Genomic DNA, 13,129 nt, shown 5'->3' with positions numbered 1-13,129 from the left:
GATGGGGAGGCACGGGTATCTCGGTGCGGCATCTCGATCCGGTCGGCGGTGATCCGCCATGTCCGGCCCGTCGTCCCGCCCTTCGCCCGTTGCTCTCCTCTCGATCGGCATCGCCTGTTTCTCGCTGGCGACGGCGATGTACCAGGGCTATGTGCAGACGCGGAACCTGGAGGCAGTGCAGCGGGACATCGCCCGTCGCGAGCACATCCGTGGCTGCAAGGACGTCATCGAAGCCTACTTCGAGGCCAAGCTGCGGATCGGAATCCTCCGCGACAGGGTGGCTGATGCGCCTTCCGGGTTGCCATCGGCAGACGAGCAGGCTGCGGTGGCGATCAGCCGCTTCGGGGCGATCGGGACCTTTCTTGCCAACGTCCAGGGCGATGAAGCGCGTGCCCGGTATACGAAGCTGACGCAGACCCTGGAGGCCACCTTCCAGGCAGTGCGCACTGGCGGAAGCCAACCGGGCAATCTGTTCCAGGAAGCGGACCAATTGTTCAAGGGAATGAACGAGGACTGCGTCGGCTCGGCCCGGCAGGCCACCGACTGAAGCGAACCAAGCATAGTCAGGAAGGAAATCGTCCCCCATGTCGCAATACGACGTCATCATCATCGGCGGTGGCCCCGGCGGCTATGTCGCGGCGATCCGGGCCGCGCAGCTCGGGCTGAAGACCGCGGTCGTGGAGAACAAGCACCTGGGCGGCATCTGCCTGAACTGGGGCTGCATCCCGACGAAGGCGTTGCTGCGGTCGGCCGAGGTCTACCACTACGCCACCCATGCTGAGGCCTATGGCTTGAAGATCGAGGGCGTCAGCTTCGATCCCTCCGCGATCGTCAAGCGGTCGCGCGGGGTGTCGGCGCAGCTCAACGGGGGCGTCGGCGGGCTCCTGAAGAAGAACAAGGTGGACGTGATCTGGGGCAGGGCGTCTGTGCCCAAAGTCGGCACCGTGAAGGTGGAGCCGCCCAAGGAGACAGAGTACGGCAAGCCGAACCCCGCGCCGCGCGGCGCGCTGGGCGCGGGCGAGTACCAGGCCAAGCACATCATCGTCGCCACCGGCGCGCGCCCGCGCGTGCTGCCGGGGCTCGAGCCGGACGGGAAGCTGGTCTGGACCTACTTCGAGGCGATGGTGCCGGATTTCATGCCGAAGTCCCTGTTGGTGGTCGGTTCGGGCGCGATCGGCATCGAGTTCGCCAGCTTCTACCGCACCATGGGCGCCGAGGTGACCGTCGTCGAGGTGATGCCTCAGGTGATGCCGGTCGAGGATCACGAGATCGCCGAGCATGCCAAAAAGCGCTTCGAGAAGCAGGGCATCAAGATCATGCTCGAAGCCAAAGTGACGGCGCTCGCCAAGGGCGCGAATGACGTCACAGCCACGGTGGAGCTGAAGGACGGCTCCAAGCAGCAGATCAAGGTCGACCGGGTCATCTCCGCCGTCGGCGTGGTCGGCAACATCGAGAGCCTCGGCCTGGAGGCGCTGGGCGTGAAGACGGACCGCGGCTGCGTGGTGACGGATGGCACCGGCAAGACCAACGTGCCTGGCATCTACGCGATCGGCGACGTCGCCGGACCGCCGATGCTGGCGCACAAGGCGGAGCACGAGGGCGTCATCTGCGTCGAGGGGATCGCCGGCAAGCACGTCCACCCGATGGACAAGGCCAAGATCCCGGGCTGCACCTACTGCCACCCGCAGGTCGCCTCGGTGGGGCTCACCGAGAAGAAGGCGAAGGAAGCCGGCCTCGACATCAAGGTCGGGCGGTTCCCGTTCATCGGCAACGGCAAGGCGATCGCGCTCGGCGAGCCGGAAGGTCTGGTCAAGACCATCTTCGACGCCAAGACCGGCCAGCTTCTCGGTGCGCACATGGTCGGGGCCGAGGTCACCGAACTCATCCAGGGCTTCGTCGTCGCCATGCAGCTGGAGACCACCGAGGAAGACTTGATGCACACGGTCTTCCCGCATCCGACGCTCAGCGAGATGATGCACGAGAGTGTGCTCTCGGCCTACGGCCGCGCCATCCACATCTGAGGCTCGGGTTCACGCAAAAGCGGCTGCCGGTGACCTGCCGGCGGCCGCTTTCGTTTTCCAGAAGGCCGTGGGCAGGCAGGCCCGTTGCCCCTGGATCCCCTTCGTCCAACTGTCTGGTTGTTGACATCCTATGATGCATGCAGCGGACCCAATGCGACTTAGGGTGAAATCACCTCACTATAAATATCAACATAATCCAATCTTGTGAGTGACTCAGCTCGTTGTAGTCAGCGTTCTAGATCAGTTGGCTTCTGCATAACAAACAGGCAGATTGCATTCTTTCGTGTTTCGGATGCACGACTTTAGTTTTGCTCATTTGCTTGAACTGCTGTCGATTTACTTCTGTTTAATGAATCTTGTCTCAATTAGACGCGTACGAAGCGTGCATGACTCAGCGGCGGGACCGAACGATGACCGATGTTTCCATTTCAAACATCACCCATAAGTCCCAGTCGGCTCGAGATCTGACCATCAACAAGGTTGGACAGATCCGCGCGATCAACCGCCGCATGCGTATCCTGGCCCTGAACGCACTCATCGAGGCAGCGCGCGCCGGGGAGCTGGGGCGAGGGTTCGCCGTGGTCTCGCAGGAGGTGCGCGCCATCTCCGACGAGGTCGAAGGCCTGTCCCTGGCGCTGGAGGAGGAGGTCGCGGCCGAGATCGACGCCCTTGCCACCATGGCCGGCGAAATCGCTCAGTCGGCACAAGGGCAACGGCTGGTCGACCTGTCGCTCAACGCCATCGAGATCATCGACCGGAACCTTTACGAGCGGACCTGCGACGTGCGCTGGTGGGCAACAGACTCGGCGATCGTTGACTGCGCCGGCGGCGCGGAAGCATCCGCCTGCGACTACGCCGCCTCGCGGCTCGCTGTGATCCTGCGGGCCTACACCGTCTACATCGACCTCTGGCTCTGCGACATGAACGGAACCGTCCTCGCCTCCGGCCGGCGCGACCGATACGCTGTGGAGGGCCGAAATGTGGCGGATGCGGGCTGGTTCCGCTCGGCCGCCAAGCTGGCGACCGGCGACGACTTCCATGCCGAGGATGTGCGGCGCGAACCGCTGCTCGACAATGCGCTGGTGGCCACCTACGCCACGCCGGTCCGGATGCGCGGCGAGGCGCGCGGCAAGTCGATCGGCGTGCTGGCTATCCATTTCGACTGGGAGCCGCAGGCACGCGCGGTCGTGGAGGGCGTGCGGCTCACGCCGGAAGAGCGGGCGCGCAGCCGCGTCCTCCTCGTCGATGCCAATCGGCGTGTCATCGCCTCTTCGGACGGCCAGGGGGTGCTCGAGGAGCGGATCAGCTTCGACACGAAGGGGCGCGCCAGCGGCGTCGTCACATCGGGCAACAGAACCACGGCTTTCCACGCGACACCAGGATACGAAACCTATCGGGGTCTGGGCTGGTACGGCGTGATCTGTCAGAATTAGCGCGATGGCAGCGCCAGACGCTGTCGGCAACGGCAAGGCGGAGCGCAGCATGGCCGGCGTAGGCTTCATCGGAACCATTATCGTCGGATTGATCGCCGGGTGGCTTGCAAGCCGCATCACCGGATCGCGAAACGGTCTCCTGACCAACCTTGTCCTCGGCGTCGTCGGGGCGATCTTCTTCGGATGGCTGGGCGGTCACCTCGGCCTGGTGGCCGTGGGGTGGGTCGGCAACATCATCGGCGGCACGGTCGGCGCGGTGATCCTGATCGTGCTCTACCGGGCGCTCAAGCGCAGCTGATCGTTCCGTGCAACCCCGTAATGCTCTGCGCCCCCTTGAGAAACGGGCGGCGGTGGGGCAATTGAGGATGATGCGGTCGCCGATCGCCCGATCCGGCGCCTGACAGAGGACGACAGGTTGGCATGGTCACGCTCATCGACACGGTGAAGAACCCTCCGAAGGCGCGTCATCCGGAAAAGGCGAACCGCCCGGACAGCCCGGTCCTGCGCAAGCCGGAATGGATCCGCGTCAAGGCGCCGGGGTCGCCGGTCTATCGCGAGACCCAGGGCATCGTGAAGGAGAACGGCCTCGTCACGGTGTGCGAGGAGGCGGGCTGCCCGAACATCGGCGAGTGCTGGTCGAAGAAGCACGCCACCATGATGATCATGGGCGACACCTGCACGCGCGCCTGCGCCTTCTGCAACGTGAAGACCGGGATGCCCGGCGCGCTCGATCCGAACGAGCCGGAGAACGTGGCAATCGCGGTCGAGAAGCTCGGCCTCTCCCACGTGGTCATCACGTCTGTCGACCGGGACGATCTCGCCGACGGCGGGGCCCAGCACTTCGCCGACGTCATCCACGCCATCCGCCGGCGCTCGCCGGCCACGACCATCGAGGTGCTGACGCCGGACTTCCTGCGCAAGGAAGGCGCACTGGAGATCGTCGTCGCGGCCAAGCCCGATGTGTTCAACCACAACCTGGAAACGGTGCCGTCGAAATACCTCACGGTACGGCCGGGCGCCCGCTACTTCCATTCCATCCGCCTGCTGCAGCGGGTGAAGGAACTCGACCCTACGATGTTCACCAAGTCCGGCATCATGGTCGGCCTCGGCGAGGAGCGGAACGAGATCCTGCAGCTGATGGACGATCTGCGCTCGGCTGATGTGGATTTTCTGACCGTCGGCCAGTACCTGCAGCCGACCCGGAAGCACCATCCGATCGTGCGCTTCCTGACGCCCGACGAGTTCAAGTCGTTTGAAACGATCGCCTACGTGAAGGGTTTTCTGATGGTGTCGTCGAGCCCCCTCACACGGTCGTCGCATCACGCGGGCGAGGATTTCGCCAAGCTCAGAGCCGCGCGCGAGGCCAAGCTGGCCGGCCGGGGCTGACGGTCGACCCGGTTCACTGGTTAGGATCATGCCGCACTTCGAGACCACCCGACGCGTCCGACACTCCGCCGCCGAGATGTTCGATCTCGTTGCCGACGTGGACAAGTATCCGCGCTTCGTACCGCTTTGCGACAGCCTGGTCGTGCGGGCGCGGCGGCCGCTGGACGACGGTCGCGAAGTGCTGGTCGCCGACATGACGGTCGCCTACGCGATGTTCCGCGAAACCTTCACCTCCAAGGTCACGCTCGACCGAGCCAATCTGAAAATCCTGGTGGAGTATCTCGACGGGCCGTTCCGACACCTGGAGAACGTCTGGTCGTTCCGGCCGATCGACGACACGCACTGCGACGTCGGTTTCTCCATCACCTACGAGTTCAAGAGCCGGACGCTCGGCGCGCTGATGGGCGCTATGTTCGACAAGGCGTTCCGGAAATTCTCCGAAGCGTTCGAGGCCCGCGCCGACGCGGTCTACGGCTGATTTCCCTAGCCTCGGCGGGCCATGCCGTTCTCCAGCAGCGCCAGCGCCTGCTCCACACTCGCCAAACGGATCCCGGCGCGGCCGAGGTCCCCGAACCGCCGCTCCAGGTGGCTGAGGTCGCCCCGGCGGACGGCCAGCGCGAAGTGGACGAGGCCGACCGGCTTGCGGTCGGTGCCGCCCCCGGGGCCGGCGATGCCTGTTACGGACACGACGAGATCGGCATGCGACCGGGATAGAGCGCCGATCGCCATTGCGCGCGCCACGGGTTCGCTGACCGCGCCGTGCTGGGCGATCAGGTCGGGCGGAACGCCGATCATCTCGGCCTTGGCCTCGTTGGAGTAAGTGACGAAGCCGCGGTCGAGCACATCCGACGAGCCGGGGATTTCGGTGAGCAAGGCTGCGATCAGGCCACCCGTGCAGCTTTCCGCCGTGGCGATCTTCAGGCCGGCGCGCCGGGCGGCGTCGAGCAGCGCGGTCGCACGGGGAACGAGGGGGGAAAGGTCTGTCATCGCTGCCTCACGGCTCGGCGCCCACCAGCGCGGCCGGCGGCAGTCTATATCGGAAGCCGAACCGTGGCACTCGCTACGGCGGCGATGCCCTCTTTTCGGCCGACCGATCCGATCTTCTCGTTCGTGGTCGCCTTGACGCCGACCCGGTCGATCGTGACGCCGCAGATCCGGGCGATCTCGGCGCGCATGGCGTCGCGGTGCGGGCCGATCTTGGGCGCTTCCGCCACGATCGTCACGTCGCAGTGGGCGACGATGCCGCCGCGTTCCTTCACGCGACGGACCGCGTCGGCGAGGAAGATCTCCGACTTCGCACCCTTCCACCGCGGATCGGTGGGCGAGAAATGCGCGCCGATGTCGCCGTCGCCGATGGCGCCGAGAATCGCGTCGGTCAGGGCGTGAAGGGCGGCGTCGGAATCCGAGTGGCCGTTCAGCTTGTGGGTGTGCGGGATCGTCACGCCGCCGAGCACCACGGCGTTGCCGGGTTCGAAGGAATGGATGTCGTAGCCGATGCCGACCCGGACGTCCGGCAGGCGGAGAAAGGTCTCGGCCGTCAGCCGGGCTTCGGCGTTGGCGAAATCGTCCGGCGTGGTGAGTTTCACGTTGCCCTCGTCGCAGGGGACCATGTGGACGGAATAGCCGGCCCATTCGGCCACGGCCCCGTCGTCGGTGAGATCGATGCGGCCTTCGCTGGCGGCGCGGCGGTGCGCGGTCAGGATGGTGTCGTAGCGAAAGCCCTGCGGCGTGGCGGCGCGCCACAGACCGTCGCGCGGGACCGTGTCGACGATCGCGCCCACTGCATTGACGCGCTTCACCGTGTCGACAACCGGCACGCCGACCACAATGGCGTCGCAACTGTCCAGCGCGTGAATGGCGGTGTCGACGGTTTCGAGCGTCACAAAGGGGCGAACCGCGTCGTGTATCAGGACGAGGCCCGGCTTCTGCTGGAAGAGGGCCTCCAAGCCGTGCCGAACGCTGACCTGGCGGGTGGGACCACCGACCACCGGCGCCAGCAGGCGGCCGTGGTCGCCCTGGACTTCGGCGAAAGCCTCCTCGGCGAGGCGGCGGTCGTCGCCGTGGATCACCGCGACGATGCTGCCGACGGCCGGATGGGCGAGGAAGGCCTCGATGGTGCGGGTGATCACGGGCCGGCCGCCGATCCGCCGGTACTGCTTGGGCGGGCCGCGATCGTCGATCCCCATCGCGCGCGCACCCCTGCCGGCCGCAACGAGTACGACGGCGACGTGGACCGGGGAGGCGGTCGGGAAAGGGGTCGTCTGATCGGCCATCCGGTCCGAGGGCGTGCAAGGTCGGCAGTTCGGGCTAGTGGTGATTAGCCATCCCGGGAGATACGCGCAAGAAGCCTTGCGTCTCCGCTTGTGCCGTCGTAATCCATGCGTAAAATGTGAGCAAGGGCAAACGCTGCCCATGAGATGAGCACGGACTTGAAGTCGCTTTCCCCAGACATCCCCCCCAGCGCGGCGTCGCCGGTCTTGTCGATCGGCGCGGTGCCGGTTGCGAATCAGGTTTTTCTGGCGCCGATGTCCGGCGTCAGCGATCTGCCGTTCCGCCGGCTGGCGCAACGCTATGGCGCCGGGCTGGTGGTTTCGGAGATGGTCGCCTGCGAAACCCTGCTGGAGGGCGATCCGGAAACCGTCACCCGCGCCGAGGGGGAGGGGATCGGCACCCACGTGGTCCAGCTCGCCGGCCGTGAAGCGCAGTGGATGCGCGAAGGCGCCAAGGCCGCCGAGGCGGCGGGCGCCGACATCATCGACATCAACATGGGCTGCCCGGCCAAGCGGGTGACCACCGGCTACTCCGGGTCGGCGCTGATGCGCGACCTGGATCACGCCCAGCGGCTGATCGAGGCGGTGGTCTCGGCGGTCTCGGTTCCGGTCACGCTGAAGATGCGTCTCGGCTGGGACGACCGTTCGCTCAATGCGGCCGAACTCGCGCGCCGGGCGGAAGCCTGCGGCGTGCGGATGGTCACGGTGCATGGGCGAACCCGCTGCCAGTTCTACAAGGGCACGGCCGACTGGGGGAAGGTGCGGCCGGTCAAGGACGCCGTCGGGATTCCCGTGGTCGTCAACGGCGACATCGTCTCCGCCGAAACGGCCCGGGTCGCGCTGGCGGAAAGCGGTGCCGACGCGGTGATGGTGGGGCGCGGGGCCTACGGCCGGCCGTGGGCGCCGGGACGGATCGCCGACGCGCTGGCGAACGGTGGCGAAGCGGTGGATCCGCCGGCCGCTGAGATCCGCGATCTCATGATCGAGCACTACGACGCCATCCTCACGCTCTACGGCGAGCGACTCGGCATCCGGATCGCCCGCAAGCACATCGGCTGGACGCTGGACGCCGCACCGCGGGCCGATGCCGACGCGGCGGAGCTGAAGGCGCGGCTGTTTGCGGCCGAGGATCCCGCCGTGGTCGTCGGATTGATCAAGAACTGGTTCGACGGCGAACCGGGCGACCGCCAGAGGAGAGCCGCATGACCGACCGGTCCCGTCCCATCCGGTTCTCCGGCGGCAACCCCAGTGGCTCGACCTCGATCGAGGCCTTCATCCTCAATGCGCTGCCGCACCCGGTCATCCTGGTCGACGAGAGCGGCCACGTGCGCTCGGCCAACGACGCGGCGCAGGGCTTCTTCCAGGTCAGCGCGGCCGTGCTGTCCCGGCACCCGCTCAGCAACTTCATTCCCTTCGGCAGCCCGCTCCTGACCCTGATCGACCAGGTGAGGGAGTGGGGATCGAGCGTCAACGAGTACCGGGTGGACATCGGCACGCCGCGGATCGGCGGCGAGCGGATCGTCGACATCTACGCCGCGCCGACGTCCGAGGGCAGCTCGGAGGTCGTGGTGATGCTCCAGGAGCGCACCATGGCCGACAAGATGGACCGGCAGCTCACGCACCGCGGCGCGGCCCGTTCCGTCACGGGCCTGGCGGCCATGCTTGCGCATGAGATCAAGAACCCGCTCTCCGGCATCAGGGGCGCGGCACAGCTTCTAGAGCAGTCGGTCGACGACGACGACCGCGCGCTGACGCGGCTGATCACCGACGAGGCGGACCGGATCGTCAAGCTGGTCGACCGGATGGAGGTGTTCTCCGACGAGCGGCCGATCGAGCGCGACCCGGTCAACATCCATGCGGTGCTGGAACACGTGAAGCGGCTGGCCCAGTCGGGCTTCGCGCGCGACATCCGGATCGTCGAGGAGTACGACCCTTCGCTGCCGCCGGTGTTCGCCAACCGCGACCAGCTGGTCCAGGTGTTCCTCAACCTTGTGAAGAATGCCGCGGAAGCGCTGTCCGACACTCCGGACGCCGAGATCACGCTCTCCACGGCGTTCCGGCCGGGCGTGCGGCTGTCGGTACCGGGCACGCGCGAGCGGGTCAGCCTACCGCTGGAGTTTTCCGTCCGGGACAACGGTCCCGGGGTGCCTGACGAGATCCAGGCGCACATGTTCGATCCATTCGTTACCACCAAGACCAACGGCACGGGGCTGGGGCTGGCGCTTGTCGCCAAGATCATCGGCGACCACGGCGGCGTCATCGAGTGCGATAGCCAGCCGCGGCGGACGGTGTTCCGCATCCTCCTGCCTGCCTTCAATGAAAAGACTTCCGACTGAACCTTTCCAGGGGATCCTTCATGCCGACGGGCAGCATCCTTGTCGCCGATGACGACTCTGCGATCCGGACCGTTCTCAACCAGGCGCTCTCCCGCGCGGGGTACGAGGTCCGGCTCACGTCCAACGCCGCGACGCTCTGGCGTTGGGTGGCGCAGGGCGATGGAGACCTGGTGATCACCGACGTGGTGATGCCGGACGAGAACGCCTTCGATCTCCTGCCGCGCATCAAGAAGGTGCGGCCGGATCTGCCCGTGGTGGTGATGAGCGCTCAGAATACCTTCATGACGGCGATCCGGGCATCGGAGAAGGGCGCCTACGAATACCTGCCCAAGCCGTTCGACCTGAAGGAGCTGATCGCCATCGTCGGTCGCGCGCTCAGCGAGCCGAAGAACCGGCAGCGGCTGGAAGCCGTCGACGACGCCGGCGAGAACATCCCGCTGGTCGGCCGGTCGTCGGCGATGCAGGAGATCTACCGCGTGCTGGCGCGGCTGATGCAGACCGACCTAACCGTGATGATCTCGGGCGAGAGCGGCACTGGCAAGGAGCTGGTCGCCCGCGCGCTGCACGACTACGGCAAGCGCCGGGCCGGGCCGTTCGTGGCGATCAACATGGCGGCGATCCCGCGCGACCTGATCGAAAGCGAGCTGTTCGGCCACGAGAAGGGCGCCTTCACGGGCGCACAGTCGCGGTCGGCGGGCCGGTTCGAGCAGGCGGAAGGTGGCACGCTGTTCCTGGATGAGATCGGCGACATGCCGATGGACGCGCAGACGCGGCTGCTGCGCGTGCTGCAGCAGGGCGAGTACACCACCGTCGGCGGCAGGACGCCGATCAAGACCGACGTGCGGATCGTGGCGGCGACCAACAAGGATCTACGCCAGCTGATCAATCAGGGCTTGTTCCGGGAGGACCTGTTCTTCCGCCTCAACGTCGTGCCGATCCGCCTACCGCCGCTGCGGGAACGGTCGGAGGACATTCCCGATCTCGTCCGGCACTTCTTCACGATCGCGGAGAAGGAAGGGCTGCCCTCCAAGCAGATCGAGGCGGCGGCGATCGACCGGCTGAAGCGCTATCGCTGGCCGGGAAACGTGCGCGAGCTGGAGAACCTGGTCCGACGGCTCACCGCGCTCTATCCGCAGGACACCATCACCGCCAACCTGATCGACCAGGAGCTGACGACGCCCTCGCTGGCCCAGGTCGACGAGGAGGTGCCGGCCGACGATAACCTGTCGAACTCGGTGGAGCGGTTCCTGTCCAAGTACTTCTCCGGCTACGGCGATGGCCTGCCGCCGCCCGGGCTCTACCACCGCATCCTGAAGGAGGTGGAGTACCCGCTGATCGGGGCTGCCCTGGCGGCGACGCGCGGCAACCAGATCAAGGCGGCCGAACTGCTCGGGGTGAACCGCAACACGCTGCGCAAGAAGATCCGCGACCTGGACGTCCAGGTGATCCGCTCGTCCCGCTAGTCGATCGTCCATCTGTCCGATCCGCTTACCCGCCTTCCCAGGGCGGCGCGCGCGGCGTGACGTTGTCGATCGTCGAGTATTTCAGGATCGTTGCGAACGGAGTGTTTACGAGGTGCGCGTACACGGAATGACAGTGTGTGGTGGGGTTCCGTGCCGATGCACCGTGATGTCCTGGACGAGCTGGACGGCGAAGTCCGTTCACTGCGCCGCCATTACCGCGCGATCGTCTCGGTATTGGCCGTGCTCACCATCGGCACTCTCGCCATCATCCAATATTCGCTCTCCGTCCAGCAGTTGGCGACCCGCTTGGGCGCACTGGGAGCGGAGCAGTCCAATCTTCTCAGCCGCCTGAACGATCTTGGCTATGCCCTGAAGCGAAAGGCGACGGAGGCGAGCGCCGGGCTCGACATGCTCGACGTGATCCGCGGCGAGATCCACGAAGCCGGATCACGCGCCCTGGCGATCAACGGCGAGGTGCTCGCGCTCGACGCCGATACGTGGTTCGGCATCCCAATCGGAGGCTCGGCCAACGGTTTCTTCCTCGACGAGCCGTACCAGTTGAAGAGCCGGGTGGAGGAGTTCGTGTCGTCCCATACGACCCTCACCCAGTTCGACCGAGAGGGGCTGATCGACCAGTACGAGTCGTTCAACTCGGACGGCGGGCCGCTCGTCCGGAAGACCCCGGTGATGGTGGGCCTGGAGGCGGCGCTCGCGGCGTTCCAACAGGAGGCGGTGGACCTCAACGTCAAGCTCGGGCGCGTGCAGGGCGTGCTGTCGGGCATGATGATCCTGCTGCTCGTGTTCGACGGCCTGCTCATCTTCAGGCCCCTGGTGAAGCGGCTGATGGAGAGCAAGAAGCTCGTCAGCGAGTCACAGGTCGTGCTGGACCGGATGGCTTACCAGGATTCCCTCACCGGACTCGCCAACCGGGCGCGGTTCGGGACGGCGCTGGCTGACGCGATCTCCAGGTCGAACCAGACCGGACAGCGGCTTGCGGTCCTGCAGCTCGATCTTAACCGCTTCAAGTCGATCAACGATACGCTGGGTCACGCGGCTGGCGACGCGGTGATCGCCGCCGTCGGTCACCGGCTGGCGGCATGTGTGCGCGAGAACGACCTCGTGGCACGACTCGGCGGCGACGAGTTCGCCGTGATCTGTCCGGACATCGCCGACATGACGGTGGTGACCGGCATCACCGACCGTATTCGGGCGCGCGTCGCGGAACCGCTGACCTGGGGCAGCGAGATCCTTCATCCGTCGACCAGCATCGGCTGCGCGCTCTACCCCGACCACGGGAGGGACGGCTCGGCGCTGCTGATCCACGCCGATGCCGCGCTCTACGTCGCCAAGGGCAAAGCCGACCACGTGCACGTCTACGACGACGCGATGCTCCAGTCCGACCGGCTGACCCGCCAACTCGAACACGAACTGCCGGATGCCCTGATCAGCGGCGAGATCGACGTCTACTACCAGCCGCAGCACCGCACGACGGATCGGGCCGTGGTCGGCCTGGAGGCCTTCGTCCGTTGGCACCACCCCGATCTCGGCCTGCTGCTGCCGAACGATTTCCTGCCGAAGGTCGGCCGGGGTGCACAACTCGCGGCGCTCACCCGGCATGTGGTGGAGCAGGTGGCGATCGATCTGGAAGCCTGGTGGGCGGCGGGCCTCGATGTCGGGCGGGTGACGATCAAGGCGCCTCGGCAGGTTCTGCTCGGCAGCTTCCTGGTCGACCTCGTCGCCGAGCAGTTCGAACCGCGCGGACTGCCCTATGGGGCGCTGACCGCTGCGATTCCGGAGAACGCCCTGATGGACCGGGGCGGCGACCGGATCCGAGAGACGATCATGGACCTCGCCGCGAAAGGCGTGACCATCGCGGTCGACAGTTTCGGCGGTGATCTCGCACCTGTCAGTCACCTGCGCCTGCTTCCGGTAGGCGAGATCAAGCTCGACCGGTCGCTGAGCAGCACGGCGGCGACGGACCCAAGATCGGCAGCCGTGATCCGCGGCCTGGTGGAGATCGGTCGGGCGATGGACGTCCGTGTCCTTGCCTCGGGCGTGGAATCGATGTCGGAACTCGCCGCGCTCACAGCGATCGGTTGCGACGTCATGCAGGGCTGGCTGCTCGGGCAGCCGATGCCGGCGGAGGAAATCATGCTCTTCGTCGGCGGCGAGCGACCGAACCCTTCGGAGCGCCGCGACGAGATCGTCCTGGCGTCCTGA

General features: G+C 66.5%; 12 protein-coding genes. 10 read left to right on the top strand and 2 right to left on the bottom strand.

Annotated features, from left to right (window positions below; all coding sequences use genetic code 11):
• Nucleotides 1-58 precede the first annotated feature (58 nt).
• The 6 genes from HZ321_RS13240 to HZ321_RS13215 all read left to right on the top strand — a co-directional run bounded on the left by HZ321_RS13240 (nucleotide 59) and on the right by HZ321_RS13215 (nucleotide 5,318).
• The gene (locus tag HZ321_RS13240) at nucleotides 59-547 is read left to right on the top strand and encodes a hypothetical protein (protein ID WP_181702829.1); all 489 of its coding nucleotides are present in this window, start codon (nucleotides 59-61) and stop codon (nucleotides 545-547) included.
• Nucleotides 548-584: 37 nt separating this feature from the next.
• Complete coding sequence (gene lpdA, locus HZ321_RS13235) at nucleotides 585-2,021, top strand: dihydrolipoyl dehydrogenase (RefSeq protein WP_181702828.1); 1,437 nt, start codon at nucleotides 585-587, stop codon at nucleotides 2,019-2,021.
• A gap of 410 nt (nucleotides 2,022-2,431) precedes the next feature.
• The gene (locus HZ321_RS13230; RefSeq protein ID WP_280514490.1) at nucleotides 2,432-3,454 is read left to right on the top strand and encodes a methyl-accepting chemotaxis protein; all 1,023 of its coding nucleotides are present in this window, start codon (nucleotides 2,432-2,434) and stop codon (nucleotides 3,452-3,454) included.
• A gap of 4 nt (nucleotides 3,455-3,458) precedes the next feature.
• Nucleotides 3,459-3,752 carry a GlsB/YeaQ/YmgE family stress response membrane protein gene (locus tag HZ321_RS13225; protein WP_244635847.1) on the top strand — a complete coding sequence of 98 codons (294 nt, stop codon included), beginning with the start codon at nucleotides 3,459-3,461 and terminating at the stop codon, nucleotides 3,750-3,752.
• A 122-nt stretch (nucleotides 3,753-3,874) separates the two neighbouring features.
• Nucleotides 3,875-4,840: a lipoyl synthase gene (gene lipA / locus HZ321_RS13220; protein ID WP_181702826.1), complete on the top strand. Its 966-nt coding sequence runs from the start codon at nucleotides 3,875-3,877 to the stop codon at nucleotides 4,838-4,840.
• Nucleotides 4,841-4,868: 28 nt separating this feature from the next.
• Nucleotides 4,869-5,318, top strand: coding sequence for a type II toxin-antitoxin system RatA family toxin (locus HZ321_RS13215; RefSeq protein WP_181702825.1), 450 nt, complete (start codon nucleotides 4,869-4,871; stop codon nucleotides 5,316-5,318).
• Between the two features lie 5 nt (nucleotides 5,319-5,323).
• Here the strand turns inward: HZ321_RS13215 and HZ321_RS13210 are convergent, their stop codons facing one another.
• Nucleotides 5,324-5,827 (bottom strand): CinA family protein, encoded by a 504-nt coding sequence (locus HZ321_RS13210; protein WP_181702824.1) that lies wholly within the window; start codon nucleotides 5,825-5,827, stop codon nucleotides 5,324-5,326.
• 44 nt (nucleotides 5,828-5,871) lie between these two features.
• Nucleotides 5,872-7,113, bottom strand: coding sequence for a bifunctional 2-C-methyl-D-erythritol 4-phosphate cytidylyltransferase/2-C-methyl-D-erythritol 2,4-cyclodiphosphate synthase (locus HZ321_RS13205; RefSeq protein WP_181702823.1), 1,242 nt, complete (start codon nucleotides 7,111-7,113; stop codon nucleotides 5,872-5,874).
• A 144-nt stretch (nucleotides 7,114-7,257) separates the two neighbouring features.
• Between HZ321_RS13205 and dusB the strand changes: the two genes are divergently transcribed.
• The 4 genes from dusB to HZ321_RS13185 all read left to right on the top strand — a co-directional run bounded on the left by dusB (nucleotide 7,258) and on the right by HZ321_RS13185 (nucleotide 13,129).
• Nucleotides 7,258-8,316, top strand: coding sequence for a tRNA dihydrouridine synthase DusB (dusB, locus tag HZ321_RS13200; RefSeq protein ID WP_181702822.1), 1,059 nt, complete (start codon nucleotides 7,258-7,260; stop codon nucleotides 8,314-8,316).
• Nucleotides 8,313-9,446 carry a two-component system sensor histidine kinase NtrB gene (locus tag HZ321_RS13195; RefSeq protein WP_181702821.1) on the top strand — a complete coding sequence of 378 codons (1,134 nt, stop codon included), beginning with the start codon at nucleotides 8,313-8,315 and terminating at the stop codon, nucleotides 9,444-9,446. Before dusB ends, HZ321_RS13195 begins: the two co-directional genes overlap by 4 nt.
• Nucleotides 9,447-9,466: 20 nt before the next feature.
• The gene (gene ntrC / locus HZ321_RS13190) at nucleotides 9,467-10,909 is read left to right on the top strand and encodes a nitrogen regulation protein NR(I) (RefSeq protein WP_181702820.1); all 1,443 of its coding nucleotides are present in this window, start codon (nucleotides 9,467-9,469) and stop codon (nucleotides 10,907-10,909) included.
• A gap of 156 nt (nucleotides 10,910-11,065) precedes the next feature.
• The gene (locus tag HZ321_RS13185) at nucleotides 11,066-13,129 is read left to right on the top strand and encodes a putative bifunctional diguanylate cyclase/phosphodiesterase (protein ID WP_181702819.1); all 2,064 of its coding nucleotides are present in this window, start codon (nucleotides 11,066-11,068) and stop codon (nucleotides 13,127-13,129) included.

The sequence above is a fragment of the Chthonobacter albigriseus genome, assembly GCF_013839445.1.
Lineage (GTDB): Bacteria > Pseudomonadota > Alphaproteobacteria > Rhizobiales > Pleomorphomonadaceae > Chthonobacter > Chthonobacter albigriseus.
This window is presented reverse-complemented; position numbering and strand designations above follow the sequence as displayed.

Bases quoted from the DNA above. Each gene is read 5' to 3' on its own strand.
- HZ321_RS13240 (WP_181702829.1), top strand. From the start codon at position 59: ATGTCCGGCCCGTCGTCCCGCCCTTCGCCCGTTGCTCTCCTCTCGATC.
- lpdA (WP_181702828.1), top strand. From the start codon at position 585: ATGTCGCAATACGACGTCATCATCATCGGCGGTGGCCCCGGCGGCTAT.
- HZ321_RS13230 (WP_280514490.1), top strand. From the start codon at position 2,432: ATGACCGATGTTTCCATTTCAAACATCACCCATAAGTCCCAGTCGGCT.
- HZ321_RS13225 (WP_244635847.1), top strand. From the start codon at position 3,459: ATGGCAGCGCCAGACGCTGTCGGCAACGGCAAGGCGGAGCGCAGCATG.
- lipA (WP_181702826.1), top strand. From the start codon at position 3,875: ATGGTCACGCTCATCGACACGGTGAAGAACCCTCCGAAGGCGCGTCAT.
- HZ321_RS13215 (WP_181702825.1), top strand. From the start codon at position 4,869: ATGCCGCACTTCGAGACCACCCGACGCGTCCGACACTCCGCCGCCGAG.
- HZ321_RS13210 (WP_181702824.1), bottom strand. From the start codon at position 5,827: ATGACAGACCTTTCCCCCCTCGTTCCCCGTGCGACCGCGCTGCTCGAC.
- HZ321_RS13205 (WP_181702823.1), bottom strand. From the start codon at position 7,113: ATGGCCGATCAGACGACCCCTTTCCCGACCGCCTCCCCGGTCCACGTC.
- dusB (WP_181702822.1), top strand. From the start codon at position 7,258: ATGAGCACGGACTTGAAGTCGCTTTCCCCAGACATCCCCCCCAGCGCG.
- HZ321_RS13195 (WP_181702821.1), top strand. From the start codon at position 8,313: ATGACCGACCGGTCCCGTCCCATCCGGTTCTCCGGCGGCAACCCCAGT.
- ntrC (WP_181702820.1), top strand. From the start codon at position 9,467: ATGCCGACGGGCAGCATCCTTGTCGCCGATGACGACTCTGCGATCCGG.
- HZ321_RS13185 (WP_181702819.1), top strand. From the start codon at position 11,066: ATGCACCGTGATGTCCTGGACGAGCTGGACGGCGAAGTCCGTTCACTG.